This window comes from Microvirgula sp. AG722 (assembly GCF_003269145.1).
GTDB classification, from domain to species: Bacteria; Pseudomonadota; Gammaproteobacteria; order Burkholderiales; family Aquaspirillaceae; genus Microvirgula; species Microvirgula aerodenitrificans.
In genome coordinates this window covers 1-19179 of record NZ_QLTJ01000005.1, presented here as the reverse complement: position 1 = coordinate 19179, position 19179 = coordinate 1, and the positions used below count along the sequence as shown (strand labels likewise).

The window sequence follows — 19179 nt, the reverse complement described above, 5'->3', positions numbered from 1 at the left end:
AGCGTCCTGAAACCGCTGCAAATGAATACGAGACATGAAAGCCTCCGAAATCCGTCAGAAGTATCTCGACTTCTTCGCGAGCAAAGGTCACCAGGTGGTTGCTTCCAGTTCGCTGGTACCGTGGGAAGACCCGACGCTGCTGTTCACCAATGCCGGCATGAACCAGTTCAAGGACGTGTTCCTCGGCTTTGACAAGCGCCCGTACACCCGCGCCACCACGTCGCAGAAGTGTGTCCGCGCCGGCGGCAAGCACAACGACCTCGAAAACGTCGGCTACACCGCGCGTCACCACACTTTCTTCGAAATGCTGGGCAACTTCAGCTTCGGCGACTACTTCAAGCGCGACGCCATCCACTACGCGTGGGAATTCCTCACCTCGTCCGACTGGCTGAATCTGCCGAAGGACAAGCTGATGGTGACCGTGTACGCATCGGATGACGAAGCGTTCGACATCTGGAACAAGGACATCGGCGTCCCGGCCGACAAGATCGTCCGCATCGGCGACAACAAGGGTGCCCCGTACGCCTCGGACAACTTCTGGCAGATGGGTGACACCGGCCCGTGCGGCCCGTGTACCGAGATTTTCTATGACCACGGCGCCGATATCTGGGGTGGCCCTCCGGGAAGCCCGGAAGAAGACGGTGACCGCTTCATCGAGATCTGGAACAACGTGTTCATGCAGTTCAACCGCGATGAAAGCGGCACCATGAACCCGCTGCCGAAGCCGTCGGTCGACACCGGCATGGGCCTGGAACGCATCTCGGCCGTGCTGCAGCATGTGCACTCGAACTACGAGATCGACCTGTTCCAGAACCTGATCCATGCCGCCGCCCGTGAAACCGGCGTGCCGTTCAGCATGGAAGAGCCGTCGCTGAAGGTCATCGCCGACCATATCCGCGCCTGCAGCTTCCTGGTTGCCGACGGCGTGATGCCGAGCAATGACGGCCGCGGCTATGTGCTGCGCCGCATCATCCGCCGTGCCATCCGCCACGGCTACAAGCTCGGCCAGAAGGGCCTGTTCTTCCACAAGCTGGTGCAGGACCTGACCGACGAGATGGGCGATGCCTATCCGGAACTGCGCCAGAAGCAGAGCGTGATCGAAGACGCGCTGCGCCAGGAAGAAATCAAGTTCGCCGAAACGCTGGACAAGGGCATGGCGCTGCTGGAACAGGCGCTGGCCAATGGCGACAAGGTGCTGGACGGCAAGACCGCCTTCCAGCTGTACGATACCTTCGGTTTCCCGCTCGACCTGACCGCCGACATCTGCCGCGAGCGCGGACTGAGCGTCGACCAGGCCGGCTTCGATGCCGCCATGGACACCCAGCGCGCCCAGTCGCGGGCGGCCAGCACGTTCAAGATGGGCGGCAAGCTCGACTACGACGGCGCCGACACCTGCTTCGAAGGCTATACCGAGTCCAGCAGCGAAGGCCGCGTGCTGGCGCTGTACAAGGACGGTCATCCGGTTGACAGCCTGGCGGCCGGCGATGACGGCGTGGTCGTGCTCGACCGCACGCCGTTCTACGCCGAAGGCGGTGGCCAGGTTGGCGACGTCGGCACCCTGTCGGCCGGCGGCGGCGTGGCCGCGCTGTTCGACGTGCTCGAAACCAGCAAGATCACTGCGACCTCGTTCGGTCACCGCGGCAAGCTGGTGCGCGGCGGCCTGAAGGTCGGCGACAGCGTGACGGCGACCATCGACCTGCACGTGCGCCTCGCCACCCAGCGCAACCACTCGGCGACCCACCTGATGCATGCCGCCCTGCACGAAGTGCTGGGCAAGCATGTCGCCCAGAAGGGTTCGCTGGTCAATGCCGAACGTACCCGCTTCGACTTCTCGCACGGCCAGCCGGTCACGGCAGCGGAAATCGCCGAGATCGAACGCGTGGTCAATCATGTCATCGCGGCCAACTACGAAGTGACCGCGACGCTGATGCCGCACGACGAAGCGCTGAAGACCGGTGCCATGGCACTGTTTGGCGAGAAGTACGGCGATGTGGTCCGGGTACTGAAAATGGGCGACTTCTCGACCGAGCTGTGCGGCGGTACCCACGTCAAGCGCACCGGCGATATCGGCCTGTTCAAGATCGTGGCCGAATCCGGCGTCGCCGCCGGCATCCGCCGCATCGAGGCCTTCACCGGCGAAGGTGCGCTGCGCTACATCCAGGCGCAGGACGCACTGGTGCAACAGGCCAGCGCCGCGCTGAAGGCACAAAGCCATGAGGAAGTGGTCAGCAAGATCGCCGGCCTGCAGGACCATGTCCGCACGCTGGAGAAGGAAGTCGGCCGGCTGAAGGGCAAGCTGGCGGCCAGCGCCGGTGACGAACTGGCGGCCGGTGCGGTCGACGTGGCCGGCGTCAAGGTGCTGGCAGTCGAACTCGACGGCGCCGATGTCGCCACGCTGCGCGACACGCTGCAGACACTGAAGGACAAGCTCGGCAGCGCCATCATCGTGCTTGGCAGCCACAGCGACGGCAAGGTGCAGCTGGCCGCCGGCGTGACCGCCAACCTGACCGGCAAGGTCAAGGCCGGCGAACTGGTCAACCACGTTGCCGCCCAGGTCGGCGGCAAGGGGGGCGGCAAGCCGGATACGGCCATGGCCGGCGGCACCGAACCGGGCAAGCTGGCCGGCGCACTGGCCAGCGTGCAGGGCTGGGTCGCCACCAGGCTGTAAGCCGCCGGCAAAGCAGGAAAAAGGCGACGGGGTATCGTACCCCGCCGCCTTTTTTTCCCCTGCTTCTGCTGCCGGAGATTCTGTCCGGCAATGAAAAACGGCGCCAGGGTTTCCCCCGGCGCCGCTGTCATGTCCGGCCGCAACGGCCGGTCAGGCGTCCTGTCACACCATCAGGTACGACGACTGGGTCAGCCCGTGGCGGAAGGCGCCAAGGTACTCGCCGCGCTCGGCATCGCTGAGCGGCGCACCGGCCAGCTTGTCGTGGTAGCGGCGCATCAGCTCGTCCGGCGACAGGTGGACGTAACGCAGCATGTCCTCGATGGTGTCGTGCTCCTCAATCCCGCCCCAGTTGATGCGGCCGGCGTCATCGGCATAGACGTTCACGCTGTCGGTATCACCGAACAGGTTGTGCATGTCGCCGAGAATCTCCTGGTAGGCACCGACCAGGAACACGCCCAGCAGGTAGTCGTCGCCCGCCTTCACTTCATGCACCGGCATGGTCGATTCGATCGACTGCTGGTCGACATACTGCGTGACCTTGCCGTCGGAGTCGCAGGTCAGATCCTGCAGCACGGCGCGACGGGTCGGCTGTTCGGTCAGGCGGTGGATCGGCGCGATCGGCAGCAACTGGCCGATGGCCCAGGTATCCGGCAGCGACTGGAACACCGAGAAATTGCAGAAGTACTTGTCGGCCAGCTTCTCGCTCAGTTCGTCGAACACCGGGCGGTGCGCACGCTGCAGCGTGTTCAGGTCACGATAGATCCGGCGGCCCAGCGCGGCGTAGCACTGTTCGGCAAATGCCTTCTCGCGCAGACCGGCCACGCCTTCGACATACATGTCAGCCACGGTCGACACATACTGGCCGGCACGGAAATAGGTTTCCGTCATGGTCAGGATGTCTTCGCTGGAGGCCAGTTCGTACAGTTTTTCCAGTGCGGTCGGCAGCTCTTCGATATCGGCCAGCGACTTGATGTCCGGCATGTCGTCGTTGCGGCGCTCGACGTCGGTCACGTTCATCACCAGCACCGCGTGATGGGCGGTCAGCGCACGGCCGGACTCGCTCATCAGGTGCGGGCAGCGGATGCCCTGCTCTTCGCAGAAGTTCTTGGTCATCGACACAATGGTCTCGGCGTATTCGCCGATGGTGTAGTTGACCGAACTGGCATTGCGCGAGTGGGTGCCGTCATAGTCGACGCCCAGACCGCCGCCGACGTCCATGTGATCGAGCGGCAGGCCGAGGCGCGCCAGTTCGCCGAGGTAGCGCAGCGCTTCGCGGAAGCCCTGGCGGTAGTCGGCGATGTTCGCAATCTGCGAACCCATGTGGAAGTGCAGCAGCCGCACCGAATCCTTCAGGCCGGCAGCGATAAAGCGGTCGGCCACCGTCAGCAGCTGTGCGGCGGACAGGCCGAACTTGGCCTTGTCGCCGCCGGTATCGGCCCACTGGCCGGTGCCCTGCGACAGGCGCACGCGCAGGCCGACATTCGGCACCACGCCGAGCTTCTGCGCTTCCTCGATCACATACTGGACCTCGATTTCCTTCTCGATCACGATGAAAACTTCGTGGCCGAGTTTCTGCCCGATCAGCGCCAGGCGCACGAACTCGCGGTCCTTGTAGCCATTGCAGGTGATCTTGCCGCCCGGATGCGCGAGCGCCAGCACGGCCATCAGCTCGGGCTTGGAGCCTGCTTCGAGGCCGATCGGCAGCGTTTCGTCGGCGATGATCGCCTTGATCACCGCTTCCTGCTGGTTGACCTTGATCGGGTACAGCAGCGTGTAGCCTGCCGGATATTCCCAGTCCTTTCGGGCCTGGTCGAAGCCGTCGATGATGCGGCGGGCACGCTGCTCCAGAATGTCGGGGAAACGGACCAGCAGCGGCAGTTGCAGGCCGCTGGCGCGCAATTCGCCAACCAGTTTGTGCAGATCGATCGGGTGGCCATCCTTGCCGTGCGGGCGCACGACGACACTGCCGTTGTCCCCCACGTCGTAGAAGTGACTTCCCCAGTGCCGGATCCCGTAGAGATTCCGGCTGTCATTGACAGTCCAAGCCATGAAACGTTGTCCTTTAACGCACGGCGCACGAGTGCTCAGGTGATGCACGCCAGATTAAAAAACCCGTCCTCCGTTTCACGGCTTTGGGCCGAATAGCGCCTAGAGAGTCTTCAAGCGGGATGGCGCCGCCTGTCGGGAACACGGGGCGGGCTACACCCCGTGTCCTCCCAGAATCGCGTTGGAGCCGCGACTCTTTTGTTGCGGGGACGTTCGGAAAGGCGCGAATTCTAACAACAATGTTTTTGCGATGCGGAATTAATTTTCCGTGTCAAGGCGAACGGTCAAAATATTGAACACCAGCAGCAGGTAAGCGCTTGTTCGCCCAGCAGAAAAACGGTCCATAGTCAGCCACATGGGCGCAACGCCGCTCACCCGCCGCCGCGGGGTGTTTAAGATATTTTGTGCAGGGGTTTCCGGGATGGCGGGCATGTCGGCCGGGTTGTCACCACGACAGGAGGAAGACCACCGGGTTTGACGTCAATCAATTGTCATTACCCGACTTCGTCAGACAATAGCTATCAAAGCCCGGTCACCCCGACGGGGACATCCACAGGAGCGCTTCCGCCATGGAACTCATGCTTGATCTCTTTTCGTCCGATGTCGGCATCCTGAGCCTGCTCGTCATCCTCATCACGCTGGGCATCGTCTGCACCTGTATCGTTTACTTCATCCGCAAGTCGCACGAAGCGCCGCCGGAAGACGCAAAGCAGTAACAGGCAGCACCGGACCCGGCGCCGCCGCAGGGAAACCCCGTTTCGCGCGGCCGTTCTGCGTGGACAGGGGACATGGACAGTCTGAAACGGCGGCGACCCGGTGGGCTCGCCGCCGTTTGCCGTTGATGCCGGCGGCCGTCAGTCGGCGACTTCGACCCGGTCGCGGCCGTTGTTCTTGGCCGCATACAGCGCCAGGTCGGCGCGGATCAGCATGGCGGCAAAGGTTTCCGGCCGGGCGGGGTCATGGCTGGCCACGCCGATGCTGACCGTCAGGTGCAACGGCGCAATGCCATCCAGCAAGATCGCCTGCTTGCCGATGGCGACGCGCAGCCGTTCGGCCACCAGCACCGCATCGGTCAGGCCGGTTTCCGGCATGACGATGGCAAATTCCTCGCCGCCAAGCCGCCCCGGCACGTCGCTGGCCCGCAGGGTGTCGATGCAGCAGCGCACCGTGGCCCGGATGGCCTCGTCGCCGATATGGTGCCCATGGCTGTCATTGATGCGCTTGAAATGATCGATGTCGAGCATCAGCACCGACAATGGCCGCTGATGGCGCATGGCCAGCTGCAGCAGGCCCTCGCCACGCTCCAGCAGGCTGCCGCGATTGGCGATGCCGGTCAGCGTATCGGTGGTCGCCAGCACCTGCAGGCGCTCTTCCAGCGCCCGCCGGGCCGTAATGTCGTTGATGCCGATCAGCAGCGCCGGCCCGTCGTCGAACAGGATCGCGCTGGCCGAGACCAGTACCCACATGGCCTCGCCGTCAGGTCGCACCAGCGGCATTTCCCGGCCGGACACATCGCCGGCCTCGTCGACCTTCTCCACCAGCCAGACCCGCTCGACCTCATCCAGCCGCAACTGGCGCTGATCCGGATCGTCATCACCGGGGGCCAGCAGTTCCGCCGATGGCGGGTTGGCGAACAGCACCCGGCGCGCGTCCGGCCGGGTGACGATAACCGGTGTCGGCATCGCATTGACCAGGCGGCGGAAGCGGGCCTCGCTGGCGCGCAGCCGCTTCTGGTGCTCGAGCAGGGCCGCATGCCGGCGGCGGTCGCGGCGGTACAGCAGGAAAATCCCCGAACCGAGTACGGCCAGGATCGCCCCGGCGGCACCGGCCACCAGGATGCGTCCATGCCAGTCGGTCAGATAGTCGCGTTCGGACAGGCCGACCGCCAGCACATAGGGCATGCCCGGCAGCCAGCCCCAGCTGTACAGGCGCATTTCGCCATCATTGATCGAGCGGAAGCGGACCACCCCGCCGGGCTGACCGGTAGCCATCTGCTCGGCCATCGGATGGTTGCCCGGCGTCCCCGGGACCCGCGCAGCCGGATAACGGGCCACAACATCCAGCGCCGTGTCGCGCAGCGCCACGACACCATGCGGGCCGTAATCGGTGCCCGACAGCATGTCCTCGATATAGCTGATGCCGACATCGCTGAGCAGCAGACCGGCAAAGTGGCCGTCGGCAGTATGGATCCGGCGGACGATGGTCACGACATGCCGCTTGTCGATCCGGCTGTACATGGGCCGCGAGTAATACACCTTGATCGACGGGTCATCGCGCATGATGCGCAGGTAGTCGCGGTCGGACACGTCCGCCGTCCAGGCCTTGCCGTAATGGTCGAGCGCCAGCAGCCGTCCATCCGGGCTGACCACGCCGACCTGACCGGCCTGCGGCAGACGGCCGCTGTAATAGCGCAGCACCTGTTCCAGCCTGGCCCGGTCGGCCGGGTCCCGGGCCGACAAGTGCTCGACCCAGCGCGTATTGACCCCGCCCTCGACGGCGATCAGCACCAGTTCCACTTCCCGGAACATGCCGACCAGGCGCGATTCGAGCAGACGGCGCAGATTGCCGGCACTGGCTTCCGCCCGGCTGACTTCATCATGCCGAGACTGGTAGAGCTCGATGGCCTGGAAACCGCACAGCAATACGCCGAACAGCAGGGCCAGCAGCGGAACAATGCTGGAGAAGGCGGCCGACTCCCCGATCAGACCGGGCGAGCGAAGACGGCGACGGCGGGGACGAGGCAAGGGGAAAAGATCCGGTAGGTCATTTTAGACCCGCGATTGTAATCGCAACTTCATGCCGCGCCCTAACTCATGAAGCATAATTTCTACCGGATGACATGGATTATGCCGGTTGCAGCAGCTGACTCAGCCGCTCGCTGTCGAGAATTTCGATTTCGCGCCCGTTGACGCTGATCAGTTGCTGGGTGACCAGCTGGTGCAGCGTGCGTGACAAGGTTTCCGGGGTCAGGTTCAGCCGCGACGCGATCAGGTTCTTGTTGACCGGCAGCACCACGCAATAGCCCTGGGTATCCTCGTCGGCCACGCATTGCAGCAGGAAGGCGATCACGCGCTGAACCGCATTCTGCATCGAATACGACTCCACATCGCGAATCAGCCCGTGCAGCCGGGTCGACAGCCCGGCCAGCATCGAGCGGGCAAAACGCGGGTCGGCCTCGATGGCACCGACGATAGCGCGCTTCTCCACCATCAGCAGGAAGGAATCCTCCAGCGCCTGGGCCATGACCGGATAGCTGCGATCGAGGAACATGACCGCCTCGCCGAAGCTCTGCCCGGGCCGGATCAGTTCGACGATCTTCTCGTTGCCCTGCGGTGCCGTGACCGACAATTTGACCATCCCGGTGATCAGCAGATGGACGCCGTCACAGACGTCGCCTCGCTGGAACAGCACCTGGCCACGCGGATAGCGCAGTTCATGCACGTGCGGCAGCAGACCACCGATATCGGTTTCTGACAGCGCCCCGAACAACGGGTGGTGACGCAGGCAGCCGCGCAAATCTAACTGTGACATTCCGGACTCCATGACAAACCGATCAGCCGCGATTGTGCCGCTTTCCGGCCCGGTTGAGGAATCCTTCTACCTGACTATGGACAGCCGGGAAGGATTACCTTGATGCGTCTCAAGGACGCTGCCCCGGCGGGACCGTGACACTGTGTGTCGGGCCACGGTGCATGCCCCCCGCCCCGCGGGCGGAAGGACTGGAAAAAAGTGTCGGTTTCCCGCCCGCTGGCCCATACCGGAGAAGCCGGTGCCCCCCGTCGGCCATGGGGACAGCTTGCCGATGGCCTTGATCCACGTCAATGACGCACAATCCACCGGCAACCGACACTTTCCCACCTTCAATCCGGTATCCGTCATGGCCCTGTTCTCCGCCCCCCACCGTTCCCTGTTCCTCTGCGGCGCGCTCGCAGCCATCGCCACGATGGCCTGGTGGTGGATGGTCCACTTTTCGGCCGCGCCGCCGGCGCTGAGCGTGGTACCGAGCCAGGCGCACGGCTGGCTGATGCTGTATGGGATCTTTCCGTTCTTCATGTCCGGCTTCATCCTGACCGCGGGCCCCAAATGGCTGGCGGTACCGCCGCCGCGGCCGCCGCGCTGGCTGGCCGTGGTCGCGCTGATGGCGGCCGGTCTGCTGACCGTGCTGGCCGGCACCCGGCTGTCCGCACCGGTCGTACTGGCCGGGATGGCGCTGTATACCCTGGGTTTTGCCGGCCTGACCCTGATCTGGTTCGACCGGATTCGCGCCAGTCGCGCGCCGGACCGGCTGCATGCCTGGATGGTGCTGTGCGCATTCGTGCTCGGCGTGATCGGCCTGCTGTGCGGGCTGGCCTGGATCGCGGCCGGTGATGCGCGCCTGTGGCTTGCCACCCGCAGCCTGGCGCTGTGGGGGTTCCTGCTGCCGGTGTTCCTGACCGTCTGTCACCGGATGGTGCCGTTCTTTACCGGCAATGTGCTGCAGCCCTACACGGTCTGGCGGCCACGCTGGTTGCTGTTCGCCATGCTGGCCGGCAGTGCGCTGCACGGACTGACCGAGCTGACCGGCGTCACGTCGTTCCCGGTCGATGTCGCCGCCGCGCTGCTGCAGTGGTACGTATGCTGGCGCTGGCAGGTCTGGCGCACCTTCCGCGTGCCACTGCTCGGCATGCTGCACGCGGCCTTTCTCTGGTGCGCCATCGCCTTCAGCCTGTATGCACTGCAGTCCGGGCTGGCGCTGGCCGGCATCTGGGTCGGCGGGTATGCGCCGCTGCACGCGATGACCGCCGGCTTCTTCGCCACCATGCTGCTGGGCTTCGCCACCCGCGTCACGCTGGGCCACAGCGGTCGCCCGCTTCAGGTCGGCCGGGTGCTGATCCTGGTCTATCTCGGCATGCACCTGGTCGCCCTTTCCCGCGTGCTGTCCGATTTCCTGCCGGCGGCACGCGGCCCGCTGCAGATGGCGGCGGCGATCGGCTGGCTGCTGGTACTGGCCGTGTGGGCCTGGAAAGTGGTTCCGATCTACCTGAAACGCCGCGCCGACGGTCAGCCGGGATAAGGGGCCTGCCGCCCGCAGGCGGCGTCCGGCGGACCACGTGTTATCCTTCAGGCATGGATACCTGGATGCAGTGGCTGGTCGTCGCGCTGTTGGCGCTGGCGATGGAACTCTTCTCCGGCAGTTTCTTTCTGCTGGTGCTTGCCGTCGGCCTGGCGGTCGCCGCCCTGCTGGCCTTTCTCGGCCTTGATGCGGCGGTCCAGGCCGCACGGCTGGAGCCTGCTGTGGCGCAAACGCCGCAGTCTGCGCCCATCCTCTCCCCCGATGTCCCTCGATGCCGGCGCCCCGGTCCAGCTGTTGGCCTGGACCGGCCCGACCCAGTGTCGCGTCCGCTACCGCGGCGCGGAATGGGAGGCCGAACTGATCGGCCCGCGCCATCCGGACGAACGCTACGTGGTCGCCCGCCTCGACGGCAATACCCTCGAAATCACCGCAGACAATGCGTAAGAAAGGACGGTAATGGAAGCCGCCATCGTTTTTCTGGTTCTGGTCATCATTTTCGTTTCCCGCGGCATCCGCATCGTGCCGCAGCAAAGCGCCTTCGTCATCGAGCGGCTCGGCCGCTATCACGCCACGCTGTCGCCGGGCCTGAACCTGATCATTCCGTTCGTCGACCGCCTCGCCTATCGCCACAGCCTGAAGGAAGTCCCGCTCGATGTCCCGAGCCAGGTCTGCATTACCCGCGACAATACCCAGCTGACCGTCGACGGCATTCTGTACTTCCAGGTGACCGACCCGCACCGTGCGTCATACGGTTCCAGCAATTACATCATCGCCATTACCCAGCTCGCCCAGACCACACTGCGTTCGGTAATCGGCCGCATGGAGCTGGACAAGACCTTCGAGGAGCGCGACGAGATCAACCGCGCCGTGGTCGCCGCTCTCGACGAAGCCGCGTTCACCTGGGGCGTCAAGGTCCTGCGCTACGAGATCAAGGATCTGGTGCCGCCGCAGGAGATCCTGCACTCGATGCAGCAGCAGATCACCGCCGAGCGCGAAAAGCGCGCCCGCATCGCCCAGAGTGAAGGCCTGAAGATCGAGCAGATCAATATCGCTACCGGTCAGCGCGAAGCTGCGATCAAGAAATCCGAGGGCGAGCAGCAGTCGCTGATCAACCAGTCGACCGGCGAAAAGCAGGCAGCCATCAATCGCGCCGAGGGCGAAGCCGCTGCACTGCGTCTGGTCGCCGATGCCAATGCCCAGGCCATCAGTCTGGTTGCCGCCGCCATCCAGAAACAGGGCGGCAATGATGCCGTGAACCTGAAGGTCGCCGAGCAGTACATCGAAGCATTCGGCAAGCTGGCCAAGACCAGCAACACCATGCTGCTGCCGGCCAATGCAGCCGATGTGGCCGGCATGGTCGGTACCGCGCTGTCGATGCTGAAGCAGACCCAGCAGGTCAGCGCAGCGCCGACGTCCGGCAACCGCTAGGCTAACGCAGCGTCTTCTGCCACAGCACCGCCACCAGCCCGACCCCGCACAGCAGCGCCAGCCAGATGAATACCTGGTCGGCGCTGAGCAGTACCGCCTGCCGTTCCACCATGCCGGCCAGCCCGGCCAGGCTGGCGGCCGAATCGACGTATCCCCCCTCGACCATCAGCGGATTGAAACCGTCCAGCTTCGCCACCAGTGAAGTGTGGTTGCTGGCCAGCGCATCCAGCCAGAACAGATTGCCGATGCCGGAACCGACCGTGATCGCAATCTGGCGCATGACATTCTTGAACGCGTAGGCGTGGATGAAATCCTGATGCGGGATTTCACGAAAGGTCAGCCCGGCGACCTGGATCACCGTCAGCAGCGGAAACAGGCCCTTCAGGGCAAACACGGGAAACAGCGCATCGGCCGGCGTTGCGCCGGTCGCCGAGGCCGACAGCCAGACCAGCGTCAGCGCGCACAGCGCAAAACCGGCGGCAATGACCTTGCGCCGGTCCGTCATCCATGGTGCCAGGCGGTAGTAGACCGGCAGTGCCAGCGCCGTGCACACCCCGCTGGTACTGAGGATCAACCCGGTCGTGGCGATATTGAATCCTTCTCCGGCCTGCAGGTACTGCGGCGCCAGGAAGGAAATGGCGCCATTCAGCAGATAGTAGAACGCGTAGAAGCCGAGCCCGGCCAGGTAGCGGCGGCTGACCACCCGCCTGACGTGCAGCCACGGGTCGTCATGCACCAGCAGGTGCCGGCCGACATAGATCAGCAGCAGCAGCGCGGCCGAACCGGTCAGCACCAGGGTCGGTGACAGCCGGGTATAGCGGTAGTCCTGGACCGTGTGCAGCAGCAACAGTACGCCCAGGCTCAGCGCCAGCAGGGCCAGCCAGTCGATATTGCCGGCGGCACGCGGCAGGTGTGCTTCCTTCGGCAGCAGGCGCCAGCACAGCAGCAGGACCAGCGTGCCGAAGGTCGCCTGCATGACGAACACCGCCTGCCAGTTGCAGGCCTGCACCAGCACGCCGGTCAGCCACGGCACCAGCGCCATGCAGCCGAACAGACCGAGCATGAAGAGTCGCAGCTGCCTGCCCCGCTGCTCGGGCCGCAGAACCTGCTGCAGCATGATGCGCGAGCCGCTGAACAGCGGTCCGCCACCGATGCCCTGAATGACCCGCGCCAGCACCAGCATGCCGAACGAGGTACTCACGGACGACAGCAGCGCGCCGGCGATGAACACCGCCAGACAGCCCGTCAACAGGGTGCGGAAGCGCATGAGCCGGGTAAAGCGTTCCAGCAGCAGGATCATGGTAGTGCCGGATGCGGCATAGGCACTCAGCAACCACAGGAAATCTTCGGGCGCGGCATGCAGGCCACCCCGGATATGGGCGCTGGCGGTCACCACGCTGGCGGTGGACATGAAATCCACACAGGTGATCAGGCCGGCCAGCAGACCGATGTAGCGCCGACGGTGCAGGAAACGATATCTGGGCATGCAGGCAATCTCTTGGGAGAGGCCAGCATAAGAGATATTTTCGCGACAATAATCGGGAAAAACGAGTTAGATTGTTGCTATATTGGAACAATGAACTGTCTTGACGACCTGAACCTGTTTGTCGCCGTGGCCGAAGCGGCCAGCTTTACCGCTGCGGCCGGCCGGCTGGGCATGCCGAAATCCAGTGTCAGCCGCGCCGTGACACGGCTGGAGGCCGCGCTGGGCAACCGCCTGTTCGAGCGCAGCACCCGGCATCTGCGCCTGACCGAAGCGGGTGAACAGCTGTGGACACAAAGTGCCCCGCTGCTGCAGCGGCTGGAAAACGTGCTCGAGCTGTCGATGGCCCACAACGAAGCACCGCGGGGGCTGCTGAAGATCGCCTCACCGTATGAACTCGGCATTCTGCGGCTGGGTACTGTCGTCAACCGGGTGCTGGCGCAGCATCCGGCGCTGGAAGCCCAGGTCGAGCTGACTTCGCGTCATCATGATCCGCGAGCCGAGGATTTCGATATCGTGTTCCGGCTGCAGGCGGCGCCACTGCCCGATTCCGGCCAGATTGCACGGCGCATCTACGACGTGCCACGCCGGCTGTACGCTTCGCCGGCCCTGCGCGACCAGTTGCGGCTGGAGACGCTGGTCCACCCGGGCGAGCTGGCAACCCTGCCCTGTCTGATGAGCCCGGCCGAGCCGGAGTGGCAGCTGTGCGCGCCGGATGGCCAGATTGTCACCATCCAGCCTCGCGGCCGGCTGCGCGCCTACAACGTCAGCCTGCTGCTGCAGGGCGTGATCGCCGGTCTCGGCATCGGCCTGCTGTCGGACAGTTACTGCAGCGAGGCGGTGAAACGCGGCGAAATTGTCCCCCTCCTGCCCGATTACCCGCCGTTGCCGCTGCGCGTGTATGCGCTGCTGCCGGGCCGGCGGCTGATGCCGGCCAAGGTCCGGGTCTTTCTCGATGCGGTGGCAGAGGAGCTGGGGCGCAGCGCCCCCGACAGTGTGGCACCGCACCCGGTCGGGTAAAAACAGACGGCCCGCCGCCCCTCCCGGGCAAACGGAGGGGACGACGGGCCGTCGGCGGACGGGCGCGGACTCAGACGGCGGCGGGTTGCCGCATCAGCAGCGTCAGCATGCCGGCCACCTTCTCGCGCATCTCGCGCCGGTCGATGATCTGGTCGAGCGCGCCCTTCTCCAGCAGGAACTCGGCACGCTGGAAGCCTTCCGGCAGCGTTTCGCGTACGGTCTGTTCGATAACCCGCGGACCGGCAAAGCCGATCAGCGCACCCGGTTCGCCAATCACCACGTCGCCGAGGAAGGCGAAGCTGGCCGAGACGCCGCCCATGGTCGGGTCGGTCAGAATGGAGATGAACGGCAGCTTGCGGTCGGTCAGCAGTTGCAGCGCAGCACTGGTCTTGGCCATCTGCATCAGCGAACTCAGGCCTTCCTGCATCCGCGCGCCACCGGAGGCCGCCACGCATATGAACGGGCAGTCGGCCTCGACGGCGGCACGCACGCCGCGCACGAAGCGCTCGCCGACCACCGACCCCATCGAGCCACCGATAAACTTGAACTCGAAGGCGGCCACGACCACCGGCAGGCTGAGGATCGCGCCCTGCATGACCACCATGGCGTCGTCTTCGCCGGTCTGCTCGTGGGCGGCAACCAGCCGGTCCGGGTATTTCTTGCTGTCCTTGAATTTCAGGATGTCGACCGGGCGGACTTCCGCACCAATCTCGGCCCGCCCTTCGGCATCAAGCAGGACATCCAGCCGCGCACGCGCATTCAGCGGGTGATGGTGCCCACACTTCGGACATACATGGAGATTGTTCTCCAGGTCCGTGTGGTACAGCACCGCCTCGCAGGCAACGCATTTGGCCCACAACCCTTCGGGCACGCCCGACGGTCGCTTGTTGTCCTTCTTGATCTTCGGCGGCAGGAGCTTGTTCAACCAGCTCATGGCAACTCCGTGGAATGCAGCAAACCCGCGAGTTTACCTCGCGGGCGCAAAATTGTCAGACATCGATCGCCGGATCAGGCGTCCAGCGCGGTACGGATCTCGCGCAGCAGCGCTTCCAGCCGGGCGGGCGCAGCAGCCGGGCCGGCGGCCTCGATCTCCTGCACCAGCCGCGAACCGATCACCACCGCGTCGGCCACCGCGCCGATGCGGCGCGCCGTTTCGCCATCGCGAATGCCGAACCCGACCCCGATCGGCAGCTTGATGTACTGTCTCAGCGCCGTGACGCGGGCCGACACCTCGGCCGGGTCCAGCGTGGCAGCACCGGTCACGCCCTTCAGCGACACGTAGTACACATAGCCGCTGGCCAGCGCCCCGACGGCCTCGACCCGGTTCAGCGGCGTGGTCGGCGCAATCAGGAACACCGTCGCCAGACCGGCGGCCTTCAGCACCCCGGCGTATTCGGCGCTTTCTTCCGGCGGGCAGTCGACGGTCAGCACGCCATCGACACCAGCGGCCGCGGCCGCCGTGGCGAAGGCCTCGTAGCCCATTGCCTCGATCGGGTTCAGGTAGCCCATCAGCACGACCGGCGTGGTGCTGTCGTCGCGACGGAAATCCGCGACCAGGCCAAGTACGGTGCGCAGGCTGACGCCATGCGCCAGCGCCCTCTCGCTGGCGAGCTGGATCACCGGGCCATCGGCCATCGGGTCGGAAAACGGGATGCCGAGTTCGATGACATCGGCGCCGCCGCGCACCAGCGCATGCATCAGGCCGACGGTGGCCGACGGGGTCGGGTCACCGGCGGTAATGAACGGAATCAGGGCCTTCTTGCCATCGCGGGCCACGGCGGCCAGCCGGGTGTCGATACGATTCATAGCTGTGCTCACAATTCGATGCCGGCGAGACCCGCCACGGTATTGATGTCCTTGTCGCCACGACCGGACAGCGACACCAGGATGCTCTGCTCCGCGCTCATGCCGGCGGCAAGCTTCATCGCGTAGGCGACGGCATGGCTCGACTCCAGTGCCGGAATGATGCCTTCCAGCCGGCACAGCGCATGGAACGCTTCCAGCGCCTCGTCATCGGATACGGCAACATACTCGGCACGGCCGATATCCTTCAGGTACGCATGCTCCGGGCCGACGCCGGGATAGTCGAGGCCGGCCGACACCGAGTGGGTCTCGGCGATCTGGCCATTCTCGTCCTGCATCAGGTAGGTGCGGTTGCCGTGCAGCACGCCAACCGGCGCATTGGCCGTCAGCGGCGCGGCATGCCGGCCGGTGGCGATGCCGTCGCCAGCCGCCTCGACACCGATGATGCGCACGCCCGGTTCGTCGATATACGGGTAGAACAGCCCGATCGCGTTCGAGCCGCCACCGACGCAGGCCACCACCGCATCCGGCTGCCCGCCGGTCATCTGCGGCATCTGGATCCGGGCTTCCTCGCCGATCACCTTCTGGAAATCGCGCACCAGCATCGGGTACGGGTGCGGGCCGGCGCAGGTGCCGATGATGTAATAGGTGCTGTCGATATTGGCAACCCAGTCGCGCATCGCCTCGTTCATCGCGTCCTTCAGCGTCCGCGAGCCGGATTCGACCGGCACCACGGTGGCGCCGAGCAGCTTCATGCGGAACACGTTCGGCGCCTGGCGCTTGACATCCTCGGCGCCCATGTAGACCACGCACTCCATGCCGTAGCGTGCCGCCACCGTCGCCGAGGCAACGCCATGCTGGCCGGCACCGGTCTCGGCGATCACCCGCTTCTTGCCCATGCGCCGGGCCAGCAGCGCCTGGCCGATGGTGTTGTTGACCTTGTGCGCGCCGGTATGGTTCAGATCCTCGCGCTTGAGGAAGATCCGCGCGCCGCCGGCAGCCTCGGACAGGCGGCTGGCAAAGTAGATCGGACTCGGCCGGCCGACGTAGTGCTTCAGCTCGTAGCGGTACTCTTCCATGAACGCGGGATCGTTCCTGGCCTTTTCGTACTCTGCCTTGAGTTCGTCGAGCGCGGACATCAGCGTCTCGGCGACGAATACCCCTCCGTGCCGGCCGAAGTGGCCCTGGGCATCGGGCATGTCATACGGATGCATCGTGAACTCCTGAGATGAATGCCGCGATTTTCGCGGCGTCCTTGATTCCCTTGGCGGCTTCGACGCCGCTCGAGACATCGACCGCCGCCGGCCGCACACGGCGGATGGCGTCGGTCACGTTTTCCGGGTCCAGTCCACCGGACAGGATCAGTGGCAATGGCAGCGCTGGCGGCAGCAGACGCCAGTCGAAGGTCGCGCCGGTGCCGCCGGCCTGGCCGGGGACAAAAGCGTCGCACAGCAGACCGCGGGCGCCGGCATGGCGGCCGGCATAGTCTAGCAAATCGAGCCCCGGCCGCACGCGTACCGCTTTCAGGTACGGACGCTGAAACGCGCGGCAGAAGTCCGGCGATTCGTCACCATGAAACTGCAGCATGTCCACCGGCACGGCGGCCAGCACCGCTTCAACCTGCGCCGGCGCCGGGTCGACGAACAGCGCGACCACGCTGACGAACGGCGGCAGCGCCGCAACCACGGCCCGGGCCTGCTCCAGTGTCACATGCCGCGGGCTGTCCGGGTAGAACACCAGGCCGATGGCATCGACGCCGAGCCGCGCGCAGTCATGGGCATCCTGCTCCCGGGTCAGGCCGCACACCTTGATGCGGGGCGTCTCGATCATGGCGACTTTCAGAAAAAGATCCGGCCGCCGGTCTGCGGCAGCCCGAAATGCGGTGGATAGGTCACGCCGGTCAGGTACAGCCCGTCCGGCATGAAGGTCGGCGGCGCGCGGCGACGGTCACGCTCGGCCAGCAGCGCCTCGATCCACGCCGGCGGGTAAGCCCCCTTGCCGACATAGACCAGCGCCCCGACCAGATTGCGCACCATGTGGTGCAGGAACGCATCGGCATTGAGATCGAAACGGATCAGGTCGCCATGCTGATGGATATCGAAGCGGGCCAGCGACTTGACCGGCGTGCGCGCCTGGCATTCGGCCGCGCGAAAGCTGGAAAAATCATGCGTGCCGAGCAGGCGTTGCGCGGCATCGCGCATGGCGTCGACATCGAGCGGCGAGTGGAACCAGCCGGCCCGGCCGGCTGCCAGTCCCGGGCGTACCGGGTGATTGAGCAGGTAATAGCTGTACGAGCGGGCAGACGCCGAGAAACGGGCATGGAAGTCGTCGCTGACCTCATGCGCCCACAGCACGGCGACGCCGGGCGGCAGGAAACGGTTCACGCCGCGCACCCAGGCTGTGGCCGGACGGCTCGCCTGCGTGTCGAAATGCACTACCTGTTCGGCCGCGTGCACGCCGGCATCGGTCCGGCCGGCGGCCAGCACCTTGACCGGATGGCTGGCGATCTCCGTCAGCGCCGCCTCCAGTGCATCCTGCACGGTCCGCCCGTCCGGCTGGGTCTGCCAGCCGCAGAAATGACGTCCGTCGTATTCGAGCCCGAGGGCAATCCTCATGCGATCCATACCAGCATGACCCCGAGCGCGGCAAGCGCCAGAACCACACCGTCCACAGGTTGAAAACGCGGACATTGTAGCGTCATTCCACACGCATCGGCCGGCACCGGCGCATCGGCCGCCAGTGCCGCCCAGACATCGGCCAGCGCAACCCGCCGCCGGTCCAGCCACTGCCGGGCCTCATCCAGCGCCAGCCACAGCAGCGTCGCCATCCGCTCCGGATCCAGCCGCAGCCGGCGCAGCGGAATCATCAGCGTGTACAGACCGGCCAGTTGCGCCGTATCCGGCGTCAGGAACAACACCACGCGAATCAGGCAGACCAGCACCAGCAGTCGCAGCGCATGCTCGCCGCCAACTTCCAGACCCTGCCAGGTCGGCGACCAGCTCATGCCCAGCACCGGGTCGCCGGGCACGGTCCAGGCGAACGCCACCATCAGGGTCAGCAGCAGCAAGCGGGTACGCCGCAGCGTCGAAGCCAGCACGGTCGGCGACAGGGCCAGCAGGATGGCGACGCCAAGCGCCGCCAGCGCACCCAGCCCTGCCAGCGGCAGGGCCGGCAACAGCAGGGCTACCGCGAGCCACAGCAGGAAACGCGTCGCGGGGTGCAGTCGGCAGAACAGTCGGGCCATAAGGGCAAAGTCAGGGAAATGCAGCTCGCATCGTAACATGCCCGCCACACCGGGCTGGCGTCCCCCCCGTTTTCAGAACACCCGCTGATAACGCGCGGTCACACCATGGTCGCCGCTGACCGCATCCCGACCGATATGGGCGCCAAGATCGAGGCGGCTGTCCCTGCCATGGAAGCCGAGACTCAACCGCCCGCCGTAACCAAAGCGTGCCCGGTCCGCCGGCAGGGTGAACCGCCCGCCACCCGGCAGGCTGGCGAAGCGGGCCTGCCGGGCGGCGGCCTGCCGGTACAGCACTGGCCGCCCCAGCAGTTCGGCGTCGACCCGCCAGCCGCGGCCGTGCCGCGCATCGACCGCCTCATGCCGGACCCGCAGCCCGAACACCCCCTCCACCGCGCTGGCACGGGCCGCCGACAGTCGCAGCGCATAGACGCCGG

At 65.6% G+C, this 19179-nt stretch carries 18 protein-coding genes; 6 read left to right on the top strand and 12 right to left on the bottom strand.

The features are described 5' to 3' along the window. Positions 1 to 34: 34 nt before the first annotated feature. Positions 35 to 2668, top strand: a complete 2634-nt coding sequence (gene alaS / locus DFO50_RS08985; RefSeq protein ID WP_028498879.1) for an alanine--tRNA ligase — start codon at positions 35 to 37, stop codon at positions 2666 to 2668. Positions 2669 to 2830: 162 nt separating this feature from the next. On the opposite strand, the gene speA is transcribed toward alaS, so the two are convergent. After that, a complete protein-coding gene (gene speA, locus DFO50_RS08980) occupies positions 2831 to 4717 on the bottom strand; it encodes an arginine decarboxylase (RefSeq protein WP_028498880.1) in 1887 nt (628 codons plus the stop codon). Between the two features lie 566 nt (positions 4718 to 5283). Here speA and DFO50_RS08975 point away from each other — a divergent pair. Further along, the gene (locus tag DFO50_RS08975) at positions 5284 to 5430 is read left to right on the top strand and encodes a DUF3149 domain-containing protein (RefSeq protein WP_084299955.1); all 147 of its coding nucleotides are present in this window, start codon (positions 5284 to 5286) and stop codon (positions 5428 to 5430) included. Between the two features lie 138 nt (positions 5431 to 5568). Here the strand turns inward: DFO50_RS08975 and DFO50_RS08970 are convergent, their stop codons facing one another. Next, positions 5569 to 7458, bottom strand: coding sequence for a diguanylate cyclase (locus tag DFO50_RS08970; protein WP_112692369.1), 1890 nt, complete (start codon positions 7456 to 7458; stop codon positions 5569 to 5571). 100 nt (positions 7459 to 7558) lie between these two features. Then, positions 7559 to 8245 carry a Crp/Fnr family transcriptional regulator gene (locus tag DFO50_RS08965; RefSeq protein WP_028498882.1) on the bottom strand — a complete coding sequence of 229 codons (687 nt, stop codon included), beginning with the start codon at positions 8243 to 8245 and terminating at the stop codon, positions 7559 to 7561. A 346-nt stretch (positions 8246 to 8591) separates the two neighbouring features. Between DFO50_RS08965 and DFO50_RS08960 the strand changes: the two genes are divergently transcribed. After that, positions 8592 to 9767 carry an NnrS family protein gene (locus DFO50_RS08960; RefSeq protein ID WP_233495226.1) on the top strand — a complete coding sequence of 392 codons (1176 nt, stop codon included), beginning with the start codon at positions 8592 to 8594 and terminating at the stop codon, positions 9765 to 9767. 47 nt (positions 9768 to 9814) lie between these two features. Here the strand turns inward: DFO50_RS08960 and DFO50_RS08955 are convergent, their stop codons facing one another. Further along, a complete protein-coding gene (locus DFO50_RS08955; RefSeq protein WP_112692368.1) occupies positions 9815 to 9997 on the bottom strand; it encodes a hypothetical protein in 183 nt (60 codons plus the stop codon). A gap of 31 nt (positions 9998 to 10028) precedes the next feature. On the opposite strand from DFO50_RS08955, the gene DFO50_RS08950 reads away from it, so the two are divergent. Further along, positions 10029 to 10211 (top strand): NfeD family protein, encoded by a 183-nt coding sequence (locus DFO50_RS08950; protein ID WP_112692367.1) that lies wholly within the window; start codon positions 10029 to 10031, stop codon positions 10209 to 10211. 12 nt (positions 10212 to 10223) lie between these two features. Continuing rightward, the gene (locus tag DFO50_RS08945; protein ID WP_028498884.1) at positions 10224 to 11195 is read left to right on the top strand and encodes an SPFH domain-containing protein; all 972 of its coding nucleotides are present in this window, start codon (positions 10224 to 10226) and stop codon (positions 11193 to 11195) included. Position 11196: 1 nt separating this feature from the next. Here the strand turns inward: DFO50_RS08945 and DFO50_RS08940 are convergent, their stop codons facing one another. Then, positions 11197 to 12681 carry an MFS transporter gene (locus DFO50_RS08940; protein WP_112692366.1) on the bottom strand — a complete coding sequence of 495 codons (1485 nt, stop codon included), beginning with the start codon at positions 12679 to 12681 and terminating at the stop codon, positions 11197 to 11199. Between the two features lie 90 nt (positions 12682 to 12771). On the opposite strand from DFO50_RS08940, the gene DFO50_RS18840 reads away from it, so the two are divergent. Beyond that, positions 12772 to 13698 (top strand): LysR family transcriptional regulator, encoded by a 927-nt coding sequence (locus DFO50_RS18840; RefSeq protein WP_158537427.1) that lies wholly within the window; start codon positions 12772 to 12774, stop codon positions 13696 to 13698. Between the two features lie 70 nt (positions 13699 to 13768). On the opposite strand, the gene accD is transcribed toward DFO50_RS18840, so the two are convergent. From accD to DFO50_RS19150, 7 genes are all read right to left on the bottom strand, one after another. Next, a complete protein-coding gene (gene accD, locus DFO50_RS08925; protein ID WP_028498885.1) occupies positions 13769 to 14632 on the bottom strand; it encodes an acetyl-CoA carboxylase, carboxyltransferase subunit beta in 864 nt (287 codons plus the stop codon). A 74-nt stretch (positions 14633 to 14706) separates the two neighbouring features. Further along, on the bottom strand, positions 14707 to 15504 hold the full coding sequence (trpA, locus tag DFO50_RS08920; RefSeq protein ID WP_028498886.1) for a tryptophan synthase subunit alpha: 798 nt from the start codon (positions 15502 to 15504) through the stop codon (positions 14707 to 14709). 8 nt (positions 15505 to 15512) lie between these two features. Continuing rightward, positions 15513 to 16715 carry a tryptophan synthase subunit beta gene (gene trpB / locus DFO50_RS08915; RefSeq protein WP_028498887.1) on the bottom strand — a complete coding sequence of 401 codons (1203 nt, stop codon included), beginning with the start codon at positions 16713 to 16715 and terminating at the stop codon, positions 15513 to 15515. Then, positions 16702 to 17331: a phosphoribosylanthranilate isomerase gene (locus DFO50_RS08910; protein ID WP_112692364.1), complete on the bottom strand. Its 630-nt coding sequence runs from the start codon at positions 17329 to 17331 to the stop codon at positions 16702 to 16704. The genes trpB and DFO50_RS08910 overlap by 14 nt, the downstream gene beginning before the upstream one ends. A gap of 8 nt (positions 17332 to 17339) precedes the next feature. Beyond that, the gene (gene truA / locus DFO50_RS08905; RefSeq protein WP_028498889.1) at positions 17340 to 18116 is read right to left on the bottom strand and encodes a tRNA pseudouridine(38-40) synthase TruA; all 777 of its coding nucleotides are present in this window, start codon (positions 18114 to 18116) and stop codon (positions 17340 to 17342) included. Beyond that, complete coding sequence (locus DFO50_RS08900) at positions 18113 to 18745, bottom strand: CbiQ family ECF transporter T component (RefSeq protein ID WP_051528768.1); 633 nt, start codon at positions 18743 to 18745, stop codon at positions 18113 to 18115. The genes truA and DFO50_RS08900 overlap by 4 nt, the downstream gene beginning before the upstream one ends. A gap of 72 nt (positions 18746 to 18817) precedes the next feature. Further along, a partial coding sequence (locus DFO50_RS19150; RefSeq protein WP_158537426.1) for a hypothetical protein occupies positions 18818 to 19179 on the bottom strand: 362 nt, incomplete at its 5' end.